Source organism: Rhodopirellula halodulae, from assembly GCF_020966775.1.
Lineage (GTDB): Bacteria > Planctomycetota > Planctomycetia > Pirellulales > Pirellulaceae > Rhodopirellula > Rhodopirellula halodulae.
The window spans coordinates 2,254,120-2,274,942 of the sequence record NZ_JAJKFV010000029.1 but is presented as its reverse complement, the minus strand read 5'-3'; the positions used below and the strand labels follow the sequence as shown (position 1 = coordinate 2,274,942).

The 20,823-nt window shown below is 56.9% G+C and carries 15 protein-coding genes, 1 tRNA gene and 1 pseudogene; 6 read left to right on the top strand and 11 right to left on the bottom strand.

The window, feature by feature from the left end; genetic code table 11:
- The first annotated feature begins 47 nt into the window (after window positions 1–47).
- On the top strand, window positions 48–1,382 hold the full coding sequence (locus LOC70_RS21080; RefSeq protein ID WP_230255944.1) for a beta-ketoacyl-[acyl-carrier-protein] synthase family protein: 1,335 nt from the start codon (window positions 48–50) through the stop codon (window positions 1,380–1,382).
- A 239-nt stretch (window positions 1,383–1,621) separates the two neighbouring features.
- On the opposite strand, the gene LOC70_RS21075 is transcribed toward LOC70_RS21080, so the two are convergent.
- Together LOC70_RS21075 and LOC70_RS21070 are read right to left on the bottom strand one after the other, a co-directional pair.
- Window positions 1,622–2,053 carry a hypothetical protein gene (locus tag LOC70_RS21075; protein WP_230255943.1) on the bottom strand — a complete coding sequence of 144 codons (432 nt, stop codon included), beginning with the start codon at window positions 2,051–2,053 and terminating at the stop codon, window positions 1,622–1,624.
- A 75-nt stretch (window positions 2,054–2,128) separates the two neighbouring features.
- Window positions 2,129–4,195 carry a hypothetical protein gene (locus LOC70_RS21070; RefSeq protein WP_230255942.1) on the bottom strand — a complete coding sequence of 689 codons (2,067 nt, stop codon included), beginning with the start codon at window positions 4,193–4,195 and terminating at the stop codon, window positions 2,129–2,131.
- 188 nt (window positions 4,196–4,383) lie between these two features.
- Here LOC70_RS21070 and LOC70_RS21065 point away from each other — a divergent pair.
- Window positions 4,384–4,457: transfer RNA gene (locus LOC70_RS21065), tRNA-Arg, on the top strand.
- Between the two features lie 187 nt (window positions 4,458–4,644).
- Here LOC70_RS21065 and LOC70_RS24645 read toward each other — a convergent pair.
- The 9 genes and pseudogenes from LOC70_RS24645 to epmA all read right to left on the bottom strand — a co-directional run.
- Window positions 4,645–4,848, bottom strand: a pseudogene (locus LOC70_RS24645) (hypothetical protein); the annotation flags it as partial.
- Window positions 4,849–4,860: 12 nt separating this feature from the next.
- A complete protein-coding gene (locus LOC70_RS21060; protein WP_230255941.1) occupies window positions 4,861–5,217 on the bottom strand; it encodes a hypothetical protein in 357 nt (118 codons plus the stop codon).
- Between the two features lie 226 nt (window positions 5,218–5,443).
- On the bottom strand, window positions 5,444–5,974 hold the full coding sequence (locus LOC70_RS21055) for a DUF6398 domain-containing protein (protein WP_230255940.1): 531 nt from the start codon (window positions 5,972–5,974) through the stop codon (window positions 5,444–5,446).
- A 464-nt stretch (window positions 5,975–6,438) separates the two neighbouring features.
- Window positions 6,439–6,864 carry a hypothetical protein gene (locus LOC70_RS21050; protein ID WP_230255939.1) on the bottom strand — a complete coding sequence of 142 codons (426 nt, stop codon included), beginning with the start codon at window positions 6,862–6,864 and terminating at the stop codon, window positions 6,439–6,441.
- A 32-nt stretch (window positions 6,865–6,896) separates the two neighbouring features.
- Entirely contained in the window at window positions 6,897–7,418 is a 522-nt protein-coding gene (locus LOC70_RS21045; RefSeq protein ID WP_230255938.1) for a hypothetical protein, read from the bottom strand.
- A gap of 131 nt (window positions 7,419–7,549) precedes the next feature.
- Window positions 7,550–9,121, bottom strand: a complete 1,572-nt coding sequence (locus LOC70_RS21040) for an arylsulfatase B (protein WP_230255937.1) — start codon at window positions 9,119–9,121, stop codon at window positions 7,550–7,552.
- Window positions 9,122–9,300: 179 nt separating this feature from the next.
- Window positions 9,301–10,863, bottom strand: a complete 1,563-nt coding sequence (locus LOC70_RS21035; RefSeq protein WP_230255936.1) for a sulfatase family protein — start codon at window positions 10,861–10,863, stop codon at window positions 9,301–9,303.
- 76 nt (window positions 10,864–10,939) lie between these two features.
- The gene (locus LOC70_RS21030) at window positions 10,940–12,547 is read right to left on the bottom strand and encodes an aquaporin (protein WP_230255935.1); all 1,608 of its coding nucleotides are present in this window, start codon (window positions 12,545–12,547) and stop codon (window positions 10,940–10,942) included.
- A gap of 9 nt (window positions 12,548–12,556) precedes the next feature.
- Complete coding sequence (gene epmA, locus LOC70_RS21025) at window positions 12,557–13,546, bottom strand: EF-P lysine aminoacylase EpmA (RefSeq protein WP_390889098.1); 990 nt, start codon at window positions 13,544–13,546, stop codon at window positions 12,557–12,559.
- A 389-nt stretch (window positions 13,547–13,935) separates the two neighbouring features.
- Between epmA and LOC70_RS21020 the strand changes: the two genes are divergently transcribed.
- The 4 genes from LOC70_RS21020 to LOC70_RS21005 all read left to right on the top strand — a co-directional run bounded on the left by LOC70_RS21020 (window position 13,936) and on the right by LOC70_RS21005 (window position 20,686).
- Window positions 13,936–15,057, top strand: a complete 1,122-nt coding sequence (locus LOC70_RS21020; RefSeq protein WP_230255934.1) for an acyl-CoA desaturase — start codon at window positions 13,936–13,938, stop codon at window positions 15,055–15,057.
- Window positions 15,058–15,216: 159 nt separating this feature from the next.
- A complete protein-coding gene (locus tag LOC70_RS21015; protein WP_230255933.1) occupies window positions 15,217–16,032 on the top strand; it encodes a TetR/AcrR family transcriptional regulator in 816 nt (271 codons plus the stop codon).
- 35 nt (window positions 16,033–16,067) lie between these two features.
- On the top strand, window positions 16,068–17,516 hold the full coding sequence (locus LOC70_RS21010) for an efflux RND transporter periplasmic adaptor subunit (RefSeq protein WP_230255932.1): 1,449 nt from the start codon (window positions 16,068–16,070) through the stop codon (window positions 17,514–17,516).
- Window positions 17,513–20,686 (top strand): efflux RND transporter permease subunit, encoded by a 3,174-nt coding sequence (locus tag LOC70_RS21005; RefSeq protein ID WP_230255931.1) that lies wholly within the window; start codon window positions 17,513–17,515, stop codon window positions 20,684–20,686. Before LOC70_RS21010 ends, LOC70_RS21005 begins: the two co-directional genes overlap by 4 nt.
- The last annotated feature ends 137 nt before the right edge of the window (window positions 20,687–20,823 follow it).

The following is a 20,823-nucleotide window of genomic DNA, read 5'->3' as shown; positions in this document are numbered from 1 at the left end:
CCGGCCCCGCGTGGCTCGGGTGAAACCATTCAGATCCATTTTCGTCTATGCCAGCTTCTTCCGCCCAACGCGTTGTCATCACCGGCATCGGCGTGATCAGCCCGCTCGGTAACACCCCGGACGAACTTCTCACCGGATTGCGTGAAAACAAGAGCGGCATCGCTCCGTTCACCCAAATCCCAACGGATGCATTGCCGATCAGCAATGGAGCCGAGGCCAACCAATTCACTGGCCACATCAGCGACTACGGACCGCTTGAGAAAACCTTGCAGCGGACCATCCGCAAAGGCAGCAAGGTCATGTGCCGCGAAATTGAGATGGGTGTCGCGGCCGCTCAACTGGCGTTGCATCACGGCGGTCACAACCCAGACGACTTTGATCGCGACCGAACCGGTGTCGTGTACGGATGTGACTACATCATGTCGCTGCCGGAAGAATACGCCGAAGGCATCGCGGCCTGCACGACCGACGGCGAATTTGATTTCACCAAGTGGGGCGATCTCGGGTTGCCCAAAGTCAATCCACTGTGGTTGCTGAAGTACTTGCCCAACATGCCCGCTTCGCACATTGCGATTTACAACGACCTCCGCGGTCCCAACAACTCGATCACTCTGCGAGAAGCCTCCGCCGGCGCGGCATTGTCGGAAGCCGTGTCGACCATCTCCCGCGGTCACGCGGATGCCCTGGTCGTTGGCTCCACCGGTTCACGCGTGCACACATTGCGGACGCTTCACGCTTCCATGCAAGAGAACCTGGCATCGGACACAGAAGACCCAACGCAGATGTCTCGCCCGTTTGATGCAACGCGAGATGGCAGCGTGGTGGGCGAAGGCGCCGGAGCGTTGCTTTGCGAATCATTGGAACACGCCGAAAAACGCGGCGCGACGATCTACGGCGAAATCATCGCTTGCAGTAGCAGTGCCGTTGGCCCGGCTGCCGGTGACCAACCCGCTCGCACCGGCTTTGCAAACGTCCTGCGAGGCGTCATTCGATCCGCACGCGAAAATGGCTCGGTCGAAAGCAATGGTCCCGTGAACGTTGGGCACATCCATGCACACGGTTTGTCCGACGTTGACACCGACACCTGCGAAGCCGCCGCCATCGCGGATGTGTTCGGATTCCCAGAAGCCCAACCTCCGGTGACCACAGCCAAAGGCCATTTGGGCAACATCGGAGCCGGCAGCGGGATGGTGGAAATGATTGCCAGCCTGCAATGCCTCGGAAGTGAGCTGTTCCCGATTCGCAACCTGAATGAACTGGATGCAAGTTGCCCGATCGCGGCGGTGACCAGCAACGATCGCCCCGCCGGCGACAGCTTCATCAACCTGAACATCACGCCTCAAGGCCAAGCCTCGGCCGTTTGGATTTCCAAACCTCGCTGAGTTGCTGTCAGGCAAAGCGATGCCGGCCAACGGTGCTACCTGCCCGTGGTTCAAGCACGGGACTCCCATCCAAAACGGCCGCGCCGGCAACCAGTTGCCGATGACGCAACACCGGAGGGCTCGCGCCCATTCCGCTACAACGTTGGGGATTGCCGGAACTTCGCTTCGCTGCGGTCCGGCCTACATACTGACTCGGTCTCAGCACGCCGTGGCGGCCGACAATTCTGTTAGACCGTTCCTTATGTTGCCGCGTGGCCGCTGGAACTCCGTTCCGCCCGCATCTTCACCGCGATCCAAACGCTGAGAGCTACCAGCGCCGCCAGCACAAAACCGAACCATCCATGCAGCTCGACCAACTCATGCATGGTGTCCGTGGACGCAATCGGCAACATACAAACGAACATGGTCGCGATCGTTGCCACTCCCATCACCAGCAGCGCCCGAAACACGCTGATCTCCAGCATCGAACCTTGTGCGTCCCGGTTTCGCTGCAGCAATTGAACCACCGCGTAGACTGGCAACATCGTCACCACGGCGCCGCTGGCCATCATGTGAAAACGCAACGTCGCGCCTCCCAAGTGCCCGCCCCACAACGTGGGCAACGCCGTCGCGAAAGACACTCCCGTCGCGAACGCGAGAACCAACAACGAAACGTTTCGAATCAAAGACAACAAAACACGACTCCGATTAAACCAATCAACCAACCAGATTCCTTCTCAGCAACAACTCATTCATTGAGTCGCCGTCTAATCCATCCGCGACTTCATGCTTGGCAAACAACTCCCCACCAAAGCCAACAACAACACGATCAGCGAAGTCGCTGTGAGGACCTTGAACATTTTCCGTCCACCGAACAATTGGTTCCATTCCAATCGAGTCGCCTCATCCAGTCCTTGAATTGCGGCCATGCTCACAGGCTCAACCTCGATCGGCGCCGGTCCTTTCGCTGCTACAGTCGAAGTGAACACCAGCCCATCGTCGGAATGACATTCCAAACACCCTGTGGCTCCCAAAGCCCAACCCGCCGGGCGAACATTGTGAGCCATCGGCCAACGAACCATTTCGACTGCCTCCGGGTTGGCGACGGTAACTTCCTGAAGCGTGCCGTCTTGCTCTCCACGAGCGAACACGACGCCCGTTGAAACGTAAACCGCTTGCTCCACCTCCATCGTTTTCTCGATGGCCTCCAGTGCGGCGGAAACCTTCTCGTCAAACGTCTCCTTCCCTTCGGCCGAAACCTCTTCGATGAAGTCCTTTCGGACACGTAGTGCACGACGGGTTTTGGCGTAAACCTCTTCCGGTGGCAACGGTGACACTCGCCCATCGACGACCTTGCCCCAATACGCCGGCCACATCGCGCGGTGTGGTGTCACCAATCCGTTGCTTTCCGCCTTCGCGAACACGGGCCCTTGAATGCTGGGTAGCTCCGCTCCCGTGCGATGGCCTTTTTCGCCCAGCCCATGCGAAAGCGAGGTCATCAAGCCAACGGCCTGGTCCCCAGGAATGGGACCACTGTGACAAGCCGTACAGCTCAACTTTTCGAAGTGTACTGGTGGCAATCCTTCGTGATTTGGGTACGGCGAACCCAAACGACCGGCTCGGAAAGCGATTTCGGTCAACGAGAGCGAGCCCCCATGATCGTCCGCTTCGTTGGCATTGCCCATGTGACAACCTCGGCAACTGAGCGTCGCGACGGCTGCCCCGGCCGGGTGTTGTTCGCCTTCAAATCCTCGCACTGTTTGGTGATCGATTCCATTGCGATGGCAATCCACGCACGCCATGCCCGCGCGGAGGTGAACGTCTTGATCGTGATTCCAACGCTCGTCGATCCCGGAATCGGAAACGGTTCGCTGACTGTGACACTGGTAACACGCGCCGTTTTCAGGCTTTCGCACGAGGTCAAAGAACACGGTGCCGTCCAATGAGAATCGGCGGCTGTCATACTCAACTTTCGGCAACCTCGCCTGGACTTTTTCGTCGCTGAGATCTGTCCCCGTTTTCAACCGCGCAACGGAACCGGACACCTCCCCCAATCGCAACGCCGCGGTGGGAGCCCACGCGAAATTTTGATCCTCGATGATTTCACGCCGCCGTTCGAAATCGTAAACGCCCGACTTCGCATGACACGCCATGCAGTCGATTTCGAGCGTTCCGGTGATCGGCCAACGAGTCGGCTCGCTATCCTGCAGTTCCGACTCAGCCTTTGCATCCCAATCCGCCGCCACACCGCCACCTGGAATCCGAGCGCCAAATTGCTGAGTCATCTCATGCGTGCTGATTCCAATTTCGGATGGATTGAATCGTCCCTTCCAATCTCGATAAGAAAGCGGCAATTGAGTCCCAGTGCGTGCGTCCGTCCAAATCCAAGGCTCGCCAGGCCGCCCGTCATACAGCGATGCGTCGTGCTCGACTGCGTGATCAGATGCGATTGATTCTTTCGCTGAGTCAGGATTTTCCCCGGACTGCTTGGCAACCTCGGACGACTCCGCTTCGTTCCCCGCTTCCGCCTTCAATCGCTGGCGTTCCAGCTCGCTCGCAAAAGCGTTGAAGTGCCATCCGTGGGCGATCGTCTCCAGATCGTGGCAACGTCCGCAGGTCTTCTCAACCGAATAGGGCTCCGTCGAATCCGCGGTGATCTTTCGGTTGTTGCGATCATACAAATCGATGTGATGCAAAAACGGCTTGTCGCTATCGCTACGTGCGTACTTCGTCGACCCTGCTGCGGAAGCCGACAGTGGAGACCAAGCGAACATCCACCCCAGCAAGAGCGATCCCAGTGTCCAGCCCATCTTTTCGCGTCTCGATCGACTCACATCTTGCCTCAAATTCAACGCCACCGAAGATCCATCCAAATCACTTGTTTCGCAGCGATGCAATTCACTGCAGGACGGCAGAGAATAGCAAATGAAAGTCATCCTGTCCGGCTTGTCACACCCGGCGATGTTCGGCATACTGTCGCAGGTCGTGGCAAGCTCTCCAGCGAGCCACCCATCTTTCAAACGCACCCGTGGCACAATTGGATAGCGCATCGGTCTTCGGAACCGAGGGTTGCAGGTTCGAATCCTGCCGGGTGTGCTCTTCTTTGCTTGAGTGGCAATCGATCCTCGCTTTTGCTCATGGCTTATCGGCCGGGGATGATCGAAGCCACCTAAGGAATCTGTGGTTCTCGCAGATTTCAGCAACCGTCGGCGGCTTGCTCAGCGCCGTAAGCGACGTTTTGTGAACACACTTCGTTGCGGTGCCCCGGCTGCTTTGGAAACGATCAGTTGCGTGACTCGAGCGCATCGGATGACTCCGTCGTTGTTGGCGGCGAAGTCAGTGCGAGTACAAGTTTGTCAGATGCGGCTTGCGTCGGAGAAACGATGACGAACTGATCGCTGATCGGCGTTTGTATCTGAGGCACCGACTGGACCGCGTCACCGACAATAATCGCCACATGACGACTGGCGTTTTTGACGGAAAAGTCGAAAAACTTTTTTTAGCCCTCATCGGTCAGGGTGAGCGTGATGGTCGGTTGCCCATCGAGGTCGGAACCACCAGAGTGGACCGCGGCAACATCCGCATCGGTGACGTCACCTTCAGAAAACACGACAAGGATTTCTGCACCTGACTCAGTTTGACGCAACACCGCATCCGGCAGTGCGTCAATGTCGGAAGCAGCCAAGCTCGGGTCGGCTACAGGTACCCATTCACCAACGGTCTTTCCAGCTTGACTGACGACGCGGCTTGATTCCGCTCGGGCAGCCGCAACCAAGGCAGCATCGTATGCACCGCTTGCCACGATCCGGCAAGCAAGCGTTTCAACCAATGGACGTGTCAATGGATGAGGAGGCATCTCCCGCGAAGTGCATCCAAGCACAAATGTGACTACGAACAACGCTTGTAAATTCTTCCACACAGACATTGAAGTTGCTTTCTTTGAGGGTTCCCTGCAATCCTCGACCGATCCACGAATGCATGAGCTTTGACTCCAGGCAATTCCTGGATCGGCGTTTCATCGTATCGCACGATCGCTCGTCCTCGGAGCTTGAAAGCGGAAATTGGTGCCCTCCATCCAACAATCAGTCCGATGCCTCGTCTGATCGGGCGTCGGGAACGTAGGGAATGACTCCCTGCTCGAAAGCAGCTTCCTGTATCTCTCGCGGGGCGGTTCGAAGGTCCATCAAAAAACCATTCACTTCCGCCATCCAAACCAATGGGTTCGAGTCTTGTTGACTGGCGATCGAAAACCTGGGGTCCAATTGCATCAGCTCCATCCCGTCCCAGATTACCCGACACTTGGCGCTGATGGTCGCGACGGAAACACCGATCGCTTTCGCAAATTGCGATTGGGTCATGCAAGGCTCAGAAGCCGGGTCGGAGAGAAAATTCACGCGACCAACAGCCCACAAAATTCCTGCCGCCCAGCTAGAAGCTTTCCCCGAACGCACCGGCGAGCCTTCTTGGCAAACGTGAGCTGCTAATTCCCGAGAAACAGCGAAGTATTCATCGTTCAAGTGGTCCCGGCAAAACGCTTCCACGATTTCAACGATGTCTGTGTATCGCTCACGGAAGGGCATCGGAATATCGTTGAGGGTTGAGGCGCCGCTCATGCTTTCTCTCGGTTGGTGGATCCAGAAACCAATAGCATAGCGACGAAGTCGGCAAGGAAAAAATGGATATCGAAAACACAAACGGGCTCAATCGCATTCGAGATCAAATGCATCGGCTTGCTGATGATCAGCTCGAAACTTGGTTGCCACAACGCGCCCCCCCACCACCGGCCAGCAATCGGACAAAGCATTTCGAGCGAAATCGACTCAAACCTGGTCGACCACCTTGCAACTAGACAATGTTGATTGCAGCTCTGCAAAGCCCTCGCCGCTGATGTCAGTGCGTGCGATGTAGAGCTGACGTAAACACCGCATCGTTATGCGTCGAGTTGCCTTCGATCGTAAAACGTCTCAATTCCCACAGGCGGAGAACTTTGCGAACTCCCACGAAGCTGAGTGCTCCTGTACTGGCTGGACGATCGAAACCGCAGAACTCGGCGAGGACCGGTGGACAGCGTGCTGACTCAGGCGGTTCTGACCTTCTTCGCTCCAGCCAACTTTCCGCCCAGGTATCCCATCGGAACATACGCAACCAGCAGATCCAAGATCGCAAACCAAAGAGGTCCTCCGTACGTTGCCACCATCATGATCCCGCCCAGCAGGAAGAACGCTCCGATACCCAAGGCGATCTTCATGTTTGCACTGACCGCTAGTTTTGCAGCCACCCAGGCACCCGTCAGAGTTCCGATCGCATGCGCTAAAAAAGGCGTCAAAAAGTTGACCGGTTTGAGAAGCCTGAGGTTTTCTGAGAAACGCTCCATATCGGACATATCGACTCCGTCCGGAACCGGAATCAATGCCGTGCCAACGAGAATGATCGACATGTTGACGACGCTTCCCGAAACCACGCCAGCAACGAAAGCCAAGGCATTTTTCAACAACGAAGACACGGATTCATTTCCTCAACGAGTTTGAACGTTCGTTACTTGACGTTTGCCACCGTGCTGAAAATCGCCTCTCGAAATCGATTTCTTGCTTCTCTCAATTCCGCGGCATCCAGTCGTTTTGCATGCTGGTCCGCCAAAGCCTGGACGCTATCCGATAGACAGTGCCCCAGAAAGATCCTCACGCTTTCTTTCGTCAATGACTCGCGGTTCACCAACAGCCTGAATGTTTCCGCCTCATCGCGACTGTGCGCCAAAAGAATTTCCAAGAAATGAAAGTCGCTGTTCTCACACTGTTTCCGCTCTCGCTCCTTCAGCTCTCTCGTCATTTTGTTGATGTCGGTGTATTTCATGACGAAGTGCTTGAGCCCGGCCCCCGCGCCAGATTCTTGATTCTCGCAATGCAAAAGGAAGTTGGCTCGTTCGGCCGATTCAATGACCGCCCTGCTGAATTCTGCCATGTGTGAGGTCCCGTCAATTTTGACGGTGTTCTCCGCGGCAGCCGAAACGGCAAAGACGCAAGTCGACAAGGTGACTGCCAGATAAAGAATCCGTGACATGAAAGCCCCTTCCGGACGCAGGATTTAAGTTACAAAAAAGAACCAACACGCGTCGCTCTTCGCGACTTCCAATGCCATCGACAGGATCCACCGAAAGCGAGCTCGTCAGCGACAATCAAACCAAATTCGCATCACTTCACGGCCTCGTCTTTGAGGCCAGTCATTTTGCTGGCGTCGGGGCCGATGGGAGCTTTGGGCCAAGGCGTCTCTCCTTCCGCCCACTCCTTGGGTTGCGTGGCACGGACCTTCTCGACGGCCTGGATCAGCCACGCTGGGACGTCTTGCTGTTCCTCCAATCCGTAGACATAAGGCAGGGGAGGATCCATCAGTAGCGGTTTGTCTCCCAGCGGTGGTCGCTCCTCGCCGATCTCCGACAATCGAGTCTTCAACTCCGCGACCAACAAAGGATGCTCAGACGCGACGTCGGATCTCTCGAACGGATCGTTTGCGATGTCGTAGAGCGCATCGCCCATCAACTTGAAATCACCTCGCCGAATGGTAGGCATCCGCACGCTGCCCGAAACATCGAAGACGATCTCTTCTCGCTTGCTTTGACCGCCCTCAAACAACATGGAAGTCATGTCAATTCCGTCGACCGGGCGTGGTTGTGTGTGGCTGCCACCCGCCAATGTCACGAAGGTCGGGAAGAAATCGGCGATGAACATCAAACCATCTTTGCTGGTTCCCGGCTCGATATGGCCGGGCCAACGGATGATCGCCGGCTGACGCACACCACCCTCGAAAGTGGTGTTTTTAGTTCCGCGGAACGGCTGACTGAGTTCTTCCAGCACCGGCCCATTGTCATTGGTGAAGATGAACACGGTGTTGTCGCGAAAACCATGTTGATCAATGGCGTCGCTAATTCGACCCAGTGCGGTGTCCAATCGTTTCAGCATCGCCTCGCGAATTGCCATCGGATCGTCCGCAGCACCTTGAAATCCCGGCGGCGGGTTCAACGGCCCATGCACCGCATTGAAGGCCACATACATAAAAAACGGGCGGTCATCGTTCTTGCGTTCCGCGATCACCCGTTCGGCTTCCGCCGCAAACAAATCCGTGGCGTAGCCGTCTTCCTGGACCGGTCGTTGATTGCGGTGCCAGTCGTAGACCGCGAAACGGGCAGGCGCGTTGTGAACAATGGTCTTGGTGAAGTAGTCGATTCCCCAAGCGTAGTGCCCGTATTGATGTTGGAAACCTTGCCCCATCGGCAAGTGCTCCGGCAGCCATTCGCCCAGGTGCCACTTTCCAATCAGTGAAGTGAAGTACCCCGCATCTCGCAGTGCTTCGGCAATGGTTCGCTCGTCCGTGTCCAACGCGTGAATGCGTCGCGTGGGTTCACCGCGTTCATTGTGAGCCAGCTCCAAACCCAATTTGGCAAGGTAACTGGGTTTGCCAAAGTCTTCCGACCGCCAATCGCTCCACGTTCGGAATGCGTAACGCCCCGTCAAAAAAGCGGAACGGGTCGGAGCACACACACTGTGGGTGTAAAACTCGTTCAGCCGCATTCCTTCCGAAGCCAAACGATCCATGTTCGGCGTCAGTTTGGGATCGCCGCCATTGAACCCGGGCTGGCCCCATCCCATGTCATCCGCCATGACGAACACAATGTTCGGTCGCGAACCAGCGACGTCAGCCGATGCAGACTCGCAAGACCATGCCACGACCGCCAAAAACAAAGTGATGCAAGCGTAACGATTCATCATGAGAGACGCTTTCGGGATGCCCAAACGGGCGTGCATGAGTTGAAAAGGGCAATCGCCGCACGCTGAGTGTTAACCGAGGCTACGACACACACTAAAGAAACCGGACGGCGACGGTGCTGAATTTCAGCGGGCGAGCAAGGTCGCTCCGCTGAAACAAATTGTCATCTGGACCACAAAGATCAGTTGGCGTTGCGATTCAAAGGCTGTTCCACCACGAATGCCTTTGGAAAGTCAGCGGCATCCTCACCACCTTGTTCCGCCCAACGCTTGTTGTTCGAACCACCACGCGGCTGGTTCATCGGGATGTCCATTCCGCCTTCGTCACCAAGCATCGAATAGAGTTGGTTTTCCATTTCCTTCGCGACGGATTTGTAGTTTGGATCGTGGATCAGATTGTTCAGTTCATCCGGATCCGTCTGCAAGTCATAAAGCTCGTCGGTGTCCCACAACCCGTAGTACGTGATGTACTTGAACCGGTCGCCACGAAGGGCGAACTGCGTGGGCGTTTGAGGAAAGTTTTTTTCCCAGTAGTACACGTACAAGAAATACTTTCGCCAATCCGCATCGCGGTCATTGGGCAGATCGAGGAAGCTTTGACCATCCATGTACTCCGGTGTTTGAAGGCCGGCCGCGTGCAGAATCGTTGGGCCGACATCAATGTTGCCGATCACGTTTTCGATCGGCTTTCCGCCTTCGAACAAATTGGGGCACTGCATCAACATCGGCACCCGAATGGAGGCTTCGTAGGAAACACGTTTGTCGATCAAACCATGTTCGCCCCACATGAAGCCATTGTCGCCCATGTAGATGACCAACGTGTCGTCGTGGATTCCCATATCCTTGAGCTGCTGTAACACTCGTCCGACGCTGTCGTCCACAGCCAAAACTGACTCGCAGTAACGACGATAGAGGTAATCCAAACCTTTGTCGCTGTGATAAGAGAAATCGATTCCGTGCCAGCTATTTTTTTGGTCACGGACCCAGCGAGGCGTGTTCTTCTCCGCCGATAACTCTTTCCCCGTGGGCAAGAAGCTCAGGTCTTCTTCGGCGTAGCGACCTTGGTGCCGCTCGGCGGGAGTGAAGTTGGAGTGGACGGCTTTGTGCGACAGATACAAAAAGAACGGCTTGTCGTCACTGCGTTGTTTCAACCAATCAACGGCGTAGTCCGTCAACTCGTCCGTGATGTATCCCTTCTGCTTCACACGATCGCCGTTCACATTCAGCGTGTACTTCGGTCCCGGTGGCAAGTAATTTCCTTGACCACGGAAGCTGACCCAATGATCGAACCCGGGACGTGGGTCGTCGTGGTGGCCGCCCATGTGCCACTTGCCCACGAACGCGGTGTCGTACCCGGCACGTTGCAAGTACTGGGGAAAGAACAACGTGCCATCGGGGACCAAACGGTTGTTATCGATCACACGGTGTTTGTGCGTGTACAAACCGGTCAGGATCGATGCACGACTGGGTGAACAAAGGCTGGTCGTGACAAACGCGTTCTTGATGTGCGTTCCGTTGGCCGCAATGGAATCCAGGTTCGGCGTTTCCAAGAACGGGTGCCCGGCGCAGCCCATCGCATCAAAACGGTGATCATCGGTCAGGATGAAAACCACATTGCGAGGCTGGACGCCATCACGTTCGGGGGTCGGCGGCAGTTGGTCGGCGGCATTGGCACCGTGCTGGACGGCAACGGCACCAACCAAGATCAATAGAAACGAACGAAGGTTTGAAACGATGGGGCGCATATTCAACCGTAAAGAGAGGCGGGATGTGGGGAGGCCGCCATTGTAGTCGAATCATGCACTCAGCGATGGGGCGAGATCACGAAGACGAAGCCCGGCCAGCCGCCTTCCAAATCGCTTCGTCCGCGGCCTGAATGATGGGCTTGAATTGCTCGACTTCCACCGCGTTGTTGCCCTGTTCGTGCTTGCGGAACAAAAACAGGTACGTCTCGTTTTGCGGCCGGTAGTGATGAAAAAAGAAAGCGTTCTTTCGAGCAATCGCGTCCAACAAAGCATTGCGGCTGGAATCTTCGCCAGCCTCCAATATGTCGTCATGATCCGCTGTTGCTGGGTGCTCCGGCGAAGCCAGCAAGGCTTGCGAAAGCTGGGCGGCCAATTGGCGATAGCCGAGATCGCTGGGTAGCAAGCGGTCCTCCACAAGTTGCTCCTCCGTCGGATGCCAATTCAGCTCCACCAACGCCAATGACTTCGCTCGAGCCACGTCACGAAGCATCGTTGTGAAAGCCTCCAAACCGGCCTTGTAATCCGGTCGGCGATCACCAGGCACCGACACCGGGGTTAGCAGTACCACTCGAATGGAACGTTCCTGCAAATCGTCCACCAACCGCATCAGTTCCGCTTGGTAGGCATCAGCGTTCTCTTGAAAGTCACCCGCTTCGGATTGGCCGTACCAGACCAATGCAACGGTCGGATCAGCGGCCTCGATGTCCGCGATTCTGCGAGCTCGCCCGGCTTCGATGGTTTCAAAACGCTTGCGTGCGATCGCGGAAACCGTGTCTCCGGACCACCCCAAGTTTCGCAACGACAACTTCCAATCCGGTCGTCGTGTTTGCAACGCGGCTTCCAATTCATCACGAGGCTGCATGCGTTCCACGAACGTTCCCCCGATGACGGCGATCCGGTCGTTGGGACGCAACAAAGCTTTCGAATCGTCAGCCGTGGCGACCGAGCCTCCCCACGCCAAACCGATGGCCAGCACCACGACGGTCGCTAGTTTTTCATTCACCTTGGTTTCCTCGGTCTCGGAATCACTTTCAACCCGCACGAACTGATACAGCAACGCGCCCGCGATGGCTCCCACAAACGGTGCGGTCAGATACAGCCATAACAAATCATAGTGGTTCGACATGACCGCGGGTCCCAGGCTGCGAGCCGGATTCATCGACGCTTTGGTCAACGGCCCCGCGACGAAGGCTTCCATAGCAATGGTGGCCCCCACGGCCAAACCAGCGGTGATGGACTTCTCTTTCGCACCCGTTGAAACCCCCATGACAATCCACATCAGGATCGCCGTCATCATGAACTCCACAGCCCAAGCCGACCCGTCCGGCAACGTTGCCATGGTGGCCCCGAGTTTCATCTCGTCGTTCCCCAACACGATCAACAGCGATGCCGCACCCAATGTCGCACCGATGCACTGCGCAACGATGTAAGCGATGGCATCCGGGAAAGGCAAACGTTTGACGATAGCAAACGACAACGAAACCGCCGGATTCATGTGAGCTCCCGACAGGTCACCAATCGAATAGATCATTGTCAAAACGATCAATCCCCAAACGGTGGCGACACCCACATGTGTCAACAGCCCCGTTTGCGACTCCACCACCATCGCGCCGCACCCCAGCAGCACCAAGCAGTAAGTCCCGATCACCTCGCACACACATCGACGGAACAAGGAAAGTTGCATGGTCTTCAATCAGGCTCGATGGGTGGGGAAAGGAATCACATCTTCAATGCAGTCAGCGTTCACACGGAGCATCAACAATCGGTCGATGCCGAGTGCAACGCCACTGCACTCCGGCAACCCACGACGCATGGCGTCCACGAGAGTCGTCTGCACCGGCAACGCTGGACGCCCGTGTCGTATTCGCGTTTCGTTGTTTTGCTTGTATCGCAGGACCAACTCGTCTGCGTCGAGTAGTTCGTCGTAGCCATTGGCCAGCTCGATGCCTCGATAGAACAACTCAAACCGCTCAGCACACTGCGGATCTGCTTCGCATGGCTTTGCCAAAGCGGCTTGCGTCAGCGGATAGCGAGTCAGAATGGTGGGCTGTTCACTGGCAAACACTGGTTCAATCCGTTCGCTCAGTAGCACATCCAACAACGCATCACGATCCGGACCGATTGACTCAGCCAGTACCGCGTCGAAATCATTGACATGCCGAAACAACTCATTCACCGGCACATCAATCGGATCGAAACCAAGATGCGATTGGAACACCTCGCGGTAAGTCACGACTTGATAGGAAGGGACTCGCAAAATTTCCGTGGCCAGGTCGCCCATCAATGCGATGGCGGATCGCCCGTCACCCGCGACCTCGTACCATTCCAACATGGTGAATTCGACGTTGTGCCGATCCCCGATCTCACCTTTACGGAACACAGGTGTGATCGCGTAGATGGACGGGGCACCTTCGGCCAGCAACCGTTTCATTGCGGACTCGGGCGAAGTTTGCAGATAAAACCGCTCGGGAGCATCCGATTCGGTGCAGCCGACCTGGGACGCGTCGACTTCGATCGGATCCAGAAAAGCGTCCACGACGCAATCGCGACTCAAACACGGTGGCTGGACTTCGATAAAACCACGTGAGTCAAAAAACCAGCGCACTTCGCGGAGCATCTCGGCACGCTGTTGCAAACGTATCGCCAACGGAACGGCGTCACCTTGGCCGTGCGACGAGTTCACCGCAGCCGAATCGTTGGAGGGAGTGTTCACGTGTGCGAGAGCCTCGATTCAACTCGTCCTTGCAACTTCGGACGGTTGATTCGGATAGCTAGAAGCTGGGCGAATGGGTGGGGTGGGGAAGCAAACCGGGTCATGGATTGACGGTGTCCGCCCATTGACCGCTCGATCTGCGCCCTCAAAAGAACCAGATCGCCCCCTCGGCTGCAACCTGCCCCCTCTGGAATCGGCGGGCCCAGCCAACAATTACACAACCGTTACACGGATTTACATTGAGCGAGACCTCGAAACGGCATCGGGTTGCTATTCTTCCCGCGGAATCGAGACGCACGCCAACCCTGGCCGCGTTTTGACTGGACCAGTAGTGAACACGAGACCAGGATCGTTCTCTGATGTCGACCGTTGTTGAACCCACCAAAAACCGGGGCCCCGTCAAAAAGCAGGGCAACGAGGATAAACAATCACCTGAAATCCAATCGGCACCCGCCACTTTGGATACGCCAGATGCGGGCAAGAACCTGCGTTTGGATCAACCTGGCAAAGAAGACGCCGACGGTTTTTCGTCGCTGGTCGCTCAGAAAGAGGCCAAAAAACGCGATCAAGCCAAACCGACCAAGGCCGATCGCGTCCGCATGGACAACATCAGTTGGTGGGCAGTCGGCTGGTTAGCGATGGCTCACCTCGTTTGCCTCGCCGCCCCATTCACGTTCACCTGGACCGGTTTGATCACCGCCCTGGTGCTTCACTGGGTCGCCGGAAGTCTCGGCATTTGCTTGGGTTATCACCGCCTGCTGACTCACACCGGCATGAAGACTTACAACTGGGTGCGATACACCTTCGCCGCCATCGGTTGTTTCGCCGGCGAAGGTTCTCCACTGGATTGGGTCGCTGATCACCGCAAACACCACGCCCACAGTGACCTCGAAGGCGACCCGCACTCACCACACGACGGCAGCGTCTGGAGCCACGTGTTCTGGTTGGCGTTCCACACGCACAACGGCGATCGCGACGCTTACCTGAAACGTTGGGTGCCGGATCTGTACAAAGATCCCGTGATGCGTGCCTTTGACGTGCTCTTCCTGCCCATTCACATCGTGGCTTCGTTCGCACTGCTCGGCATCGGCTATGCCTTCGGCGGTTGGGAACTGGGGATCTCGATGCTGGTTTGGGGCATGTTCGTCCGTTTGGTTGCCGTGCTTCACGCAACTTGGATGGTCAACAGTGCTTCGCACATGTGGGGCTACAAGAACTACGAAACCACCGACGACAGCCGCAACAACTGGTTGGTCGCCATCGTGGCTTACGGCGAAGGCTGGCACAACAATCACCACGCTTACCCACGCATGGCCAAACACGGTCACAAGTGGTGGGAGTTCGACATCACCTGGCAAGCCATCAAGTTGCTTCGTGCGACTGGACTGGTTTGGGACGTGGTCGACTATCGAACCGTTGCTGAAAAGAAAGCTCGTTTGGCCGAGAAAGAAGGTGCGGGCGACAAGGCAACCGCCGCCTGATTCCCAACCTTCACAAACGTTTTATCGAAAAGCCGTGCTTCCTCCGAGGCACGGCTTTTTTCATGCGCGGACCAATTGTCGAATGACCAGCTCCCACTTTTTGACAAAATGTCAATTTTGGCGCCTTGTCAAATTCCAGGTCGCAACCATGATGTCGGTATGCACGCATCCGCCACCGAATCGACGCCGCCTCAACTGACGCCCAAGCAATTCGAGATTCAGCAACGTGAATCTCGGATTCTGGACAAAGCGTTTCCGATGCTCCGCAGCGGTGGCACGGGCGCGATCAACATGAACGCCATCGCGAAAGAAATGGGTTGCACTCGCGGCACAATCTACAACCACTTTGCCAACAAAGAAGAAATCCAACTCGCCCTCGCGACCCGTGCCGTTCAGCGTCGAATCGCGTTGTTCCAATGTGCGATTCAAAGCCAAACCGTCCCCCGTGACCAATGTGCGGCGGTTGGCATCGCTGTCGAGGTTTACGCCGATCACATGCCGGACGAATTCGCGATTGAACAAATCATTCGCCACGACGTGGTTTGGCAAAAGACTTCGCCGGGACGTCGTGACTTGCTATCGGATTGCGAACAGAAATGCATTGGAGCCCTCGGTGGCGTGATTCAGCGGGCAATCGACCAAGGACACTTGAAACCGGAGCGAGGCCGAGCCGCATCGCAGTTGATTCAAGACTTGGTCTTTGGATTGTGGTCGCTCAGCTACGGTGGATTGGTGTTGGAGGCAACAAGCCCATCGCTCAACGCCGTCGGCATCGAGGATCCACGACAAACCATTCGTCGCAACGGCAATCGATTGCTGGACAGCGTGGGATGGGAACCACTGTTTGAACCCCGCCGGTACAACGCCTTTGTCAAAAAACTTCGCCCACATCTTGAGAGCTGTGCGGAGAAGATCCGGCAATCCCCCGACTGCATGCGGTGGCTTGCACCTGATACCCAAGGAGCCTCCTCATGAATCGTGGATGGCCCACCCGATCAATCACGCTAGTGATGACCTTCCTTGTTCTGGCGACGGTTCTGTCGATTGTCTTGGGCACCGGTGTCATCGCGTTGGACCCGGCGGCGGAACAGCAAGCGTCCAAGGAAACCGCTCCACGCTTGCACGTTCGAGTTGCCGAAGCAGGTTCCATCGAAGGCCCGGAATTGTTCCATCAATACCGCGGTGAGATCATCGCCCGTCGCGACAGTTCCCTGGCGATGCGACGAGGCGGACGACTCGTGGTAGTCGCGGTGCACGAAGGCGACACAGTCAAAGCAGGTGACGTGCTCGCCCGCATCGACATCTCCGACCTGGACGCAGCAGCCGCCACCGCCGACGCGGACGTTGCCTCCGCCAAAGCGGTTTTGGACGAAGCGTTCGCGGGCCCTCGCCAGCAAACCATTGATGCGGCCGCCGCACGCGTCGATCAGCTTTCGGCGCAGATCTCGGCCGCTGAAAATCGGTTCCTGCGTCAGGAATCCCTGCGCAGGCGCGGCGCCGGAACCCAACAAGAATTCGATGATGCGAAATACGCCGTGGACGCACTCAAAGCCGATCAAGCCGCGGCGATGGCGACGCTGAGCGAACTTCGTGAGGGCACACGACAAGAACAAATTGCCGCTGCGGCGGCCCGATTGGAAGCTGCCAAGGCGACGCGAAAAAAGATTGAAGTCGACCGGGCCGATAGCCAAATCATTGCGCCATTTGACGGTGTCATCGCGGAACGTTTGTTTGACGAAGGAGCGATCATCGGGCCCAACCAACCCGTGCTGCGAATCCTAGAGGCTCCACCGGTTCACGCGACCTTTGGCGTTCCAGTCGACGTGGCAGACCGTCTTCGATTGAACGATTCACTCAAAGTTTCAATCGGGAAACGAGGCATCAAGGAATCCATTCCGGGCTCGATCATTCGCATGCAGCCTCAGATTGATCCGATCACAAGGACACGCCGGATCGAGTTGCGACTTCATGCCGCCCAAGTCTCCACGGAAAAGGCATCCGAACGAGACTCCATCGCTTTGATCGGCAACACAGCAACGCTTTGGATTCCTTGGTCGCAAACAGAGACTCAACGTGACAACTGGATTGTGAATCAAGACAGCGACGCAATGCAATCTTTCTGGATGCCGACAGCGGCGTTGGTCCGAGGTGTTCGCGGGCTATGGTCGGTTTACGTCGCCGAACCGCAGATCGATGCGGATGCAACGCAACGGACCAGCCAATCAAACATGGATTTCCCGCAAATACCACCCGACGCTTCGGCGGTCGTTTCGATCCAACGACGTGACGTAAAAGTTCTGCGTACCGCGGGGCAGATGTCGCTTGTCTCCGGTCCAGTCGCCACCACGGACGCTTTGGTGATCGAAGGAACCCAGCGGGTCGGTCCGGGCGTTCGCGCCGTCGCTGTTTGGAGAACCGCCCCCTCGAGTTCCTCCGAAGAAGAACGGAAGGCTCGATGACCGACTCGCCCTCGACCAACAACGCAGCGGCCTCGACTCAGACGAGAAAGGACTGGATCACCTCGACGGCCGAACGTTTCTTTGATGATCGTCGACTGCTCGTTCTGATTCTGGCATTGGTTCTGGTCGCGGGACTGAGCAGCCTTGCCATTTTGCCTCGAATGGAGGATCCGGTGCTGGCGCGGCGTGTGGCGTTGGTCAACACACGCTTGCCCGGAGCCGCCGCGGAACGCGTCGAAGCATTGGTCACCGAGAAGATCGAGGACCGACTGCGTGACATCGAGGAAATCAAAGAGATCCGGTCCGTCAGCCGCGTCGGCATCAGCACCCTGTCGATTGAACTACGCGACGAGGTGTACGAAACCGACACGGTGTGGTCTCGCGTCCGCAGTCGCATCGAAGACTCGCTGCCGACGTTGCCACCGGACGCCAGTCGTCCTGAATTTGACGAATTGGAGGTGCGAGCCTACGCGTTGATCATTGGGCTGACGTGGACCGGAAACGGCCCCGCCGACACCCGGTTGATGCGGCGATTGGCCGTGGACCTGCAAGACCGCATGCAGAACCTTCCAGGCACGGATTCGATTGATCGTTTCGGCGATCCGGGCGAAGAGATTGACGTGCGATTGGATCCGCGGCGATTGGCGTCACTTGGATTGACTCCCTCTGACGTCGCCACACGGTTGGCTTCGTACGATGCTAAGGGGACCGCAGGCCAACTTCGAAACGCGCCGATGCAGATGTTGATTGAAATTGGCAATCAACTCGACGCCACGGAACAGATCGCCGAGATTCCAATTCGCGCGGGCGATGGAACGGACGTGCGGCTCGGTGACTTCGCAACCATCGAATTGTCGCTGCCGGACCCGCCCGCCACGGCCGCGCGGATCGACGGTCGCGAAGCCGTTGTATTGGGCATGATGGTGCGGCCCTCCTATCGCATTGATACCTGGACCAATCGAGCGGAAACCGTGCTGGCCGAAGTCGCTCAAACGCTGCCCGACGGCATTGAGCTGGACACGATCCTGCGACAAAGCGACTACGTGAATGATCGTCTGCAATCGCTGACCCAAAACCTCTTGTTGGGTGCGTTGGCGGTGGCCGCTGTGATCTGGTTGTTGATGGGTTGGCGTTCCGCCTTGATCGTCACACTCACGTTGCCGCTGGCCAGTTTGATGGTCTTGTTCGGTTTGCGAATCGCCGGGATTCCCATTCATCAAATGTCGATCACCGGTTTGATCATCGCCTTGGGATTGCTGATCGACAATGCGATCGTCGTGGTCGATGAAGTGCAGGCTCGATTAAGAAAAGGAACCTCCCCTCGCGACGCAATGACGCAAAGCGTTTCCCATTTGGCCGTCCCACTACTGGGTTCGACGTTGACCACGGCTCTGGCGTTCGCCCCCATCGCTTTGATGCCTGGTCCCGCGGGCGAGTTCGTTGGCTCCATCGCGATCAGTGTGATCTTGGCGATCTCATCGTCACTGTTCCTGGCGCTGACCGTTATTCCCACAATCGCCGCACGAGTGCTTCCGCGAGCAGAGTCAAAGGAAACAGAAACAACCGGTGCCAACGACGGCAAACAATTGCACTGGTGGAACCATGGCCTTCGCCTTCCGCGAGTGGCCGGCCTGTTCCAATCAGTCGTCCGCACCGCGGTGAAACGCCCACTGTTTGGACTGGCGTTAGCATTTGCGTTACCGATTCTCGGATTTGCATTGTCAGCCACTTTGGAAGAACAATTCTTTCCGCCAAGCTCACGCAATCAATTTCATATCACCGTCGAAGGCGACGCCACCTCGTCGCTTGCGAAAACTCGAGAGACGGTCCAGGTCGTCGACGAACTGACGCGAGAGATGGGTGCGGAACGGATCGATTGGTTCTACGGCGAAAGTGCCCCGCAGTTTTATTACAACGTGATCGCGAATCGGCAGGGGACCGCCAACTTCGCGCAAGGGTTGGTGCGGATCGCGGAGGGGCGTGACCCAACGCCCGTCATTCGGCAATTGCAACGGAAACTCGATCAGGAAGTGCTGTCCTCACGAGTACTCGTTCGACAACTGGAACAAGGGCCTCCGTTTGCCGCCCCGATCGAGGTGCGTTTGTTTGGTCCCGATTTGACGGTCTTGCGAGAGATCGGCGAAGACGTTCGCGCTCGGCTGAGTCGCATTCCTGATGTGGTGGCGGTGCGAACAGATCTGTCCGAAGTGTTGCCGCAACTGACGTTGGACGTCGACGACGCCTTGACCGCACAAGCCGGCGTGACGCCCGGCGAGTTGTCCAGACAATTGGCGACCGCTTTGGATGGGCAACGCGGCGGCAGCGTGCTTCAAGGAAACGAAGAACTCCCCATCATCGTTCGCGTCGACGCTTCCCACCGAGGCGACCTGGGGCGACTGGAAAGCATGGACCTGATGCTGACATCGACGGGCACCGGTCGAAACTCAATCCAGCCTGAACGCACGCCCGTGTCCGCATTCGCGGAGACCACCCTGCAACCGGAATCGGCCGCCATTCCAAGGTTGAACCGTCGACGAATGAATGAAGTGGCTGCGTTTTTGGATGCGGGAGTTCTGCCCAGTTCGGTTCAGTCGCAACTGGAAGAAGATTTGCTTTTGAACCCATTGCAACTGCCCGCGGGTTACTCCGTCGAATTCGGCGGCGAAGCATCCAAACGTGACGATGCGGTTGGCAATTTGTTTTCGACCGTTGGCGTGTTGGCGGTGTTGATGCTGGCAACGTTGGTGCTCTCATTCGGTTCCTTTCGCATGGCCAGCATCATCTCGGTCGTCGCCATGCTATCGATCGGCTTGGCTTTGGCGGCTCTTTCCATCAGCGGTTATTCGTTTGGTTTCATGGCGATCATTGGCACCATGGGATTGATCGGTGTCGCCATCAATGATTCCATCGTTGTGCTGGCCGGCATCCGAGCCAACCCGGCCGCTCGCGAAGGTGACGTCGAAGCAACCGTCCAGGAAACCATGCATACGTCTCGACACGTCGTCGCGACGACGCTGACCACCATGGCTGGTTTCACCCCGTTGATTTTGGATGGCGGCGGGTTCTGGCCTCCGATGGCGGTATCCATCGCCGGGGGTGTCGCCGGGGCGACGCTCTTGGCCTTGGTTTTGGTGCCGACACTGCATCGGCGACTGCTGCAGTTCTCTTGAGGCCCGCCGTCACTCGCGGCTATGGGTCACGATCATGACCTAGCCAAATCTTCGCCAGAGATTTGTTTGCAACAGGTTGTGAATTTGGTCGATCACTCTTATCGTCCGACCAAATTCCAAGTCCTGGGGTCACGGAG

Bases quoted from the DNA above. Each gene is read 5' to 3' on its own strand.
- LOC70_RS21080 (WP_230255944.1), top strand. From the start codon at position 48: ATGCCAGCTTCTTCCGCCCAACGCGTTGTCATCACCGGCATCGGCGTG.
- LOC70_RS21060 (WP_230255941.1), bottom strand. From the start codon at position 5,217: ATGCCTCCTCATCCATTGACACGTCCATTGGTTGAAACGCTTGCTTGC.
- LOC70_RS21055 (WP_230255940.1), bottom strand. From the start codon at position 5,974: ATGAGCGGCGCCTCAACCCTCAACGATATTCCGATGCCCTTCCGTGAG.
- LOC70_RS21045 (WP_230255938.1), bottom strand. From the start codon at position 7,418: ATGTCACGGATTCTTTATCTGGCAGTCACCTTGTCGACTTGCGTCTTT.
- LOC70_RS21040 (WP_230255937.1), bottom strand. From the start codon at position 9,121: ATGATGAATCGTTACGCTTGCATCACTTTGTTTTTGGCGGTCGTGGCA.
- LOC70_RS21035 (WP_230255936.1), bottom strand. From the start codon at position 10,863: ATGCGCCCCATCGTTTCAAACCTTCGTTCGTTTCTATTGATCTTGGTT.
- LOC70_RS21030 (WP_230255935.1), bottom strand. From the start codon at position 12,547: ATGCAACTTTCCTTGTTCCGTCGATGTGTGTGCGAGGTGATCGGGACT.
- LOC70_RS21020 (WP_230255934.1), top strand. From the start codon at position 13,936: ATGTCGACCGTTGTTGAACCCACCAAAAACCGGGGCCCCGTCAAAAAG.
- LOC70_RS21015 (WP_230255933.1), top strand. From the start codon at position 15,217: ATGCACGCATCCGCCACCGAATCGACGCCGCCTCAACTGACGCCCAAG.
- LOC70_RS21010 (WP_230255932.1), top strand. From the start codon at position 16,068: ATGACCTTCCTTGTTCTGGCGACGGTTCTGTCGATTGTCTTGGGCACC.
- LOC70_RS21005 (WP_230255931.1), top strand. From the start codon at position 17,513: ATGACCGACTCGCCCTCGACCAACAACGCAGCGGCCTCGACTCAGACG.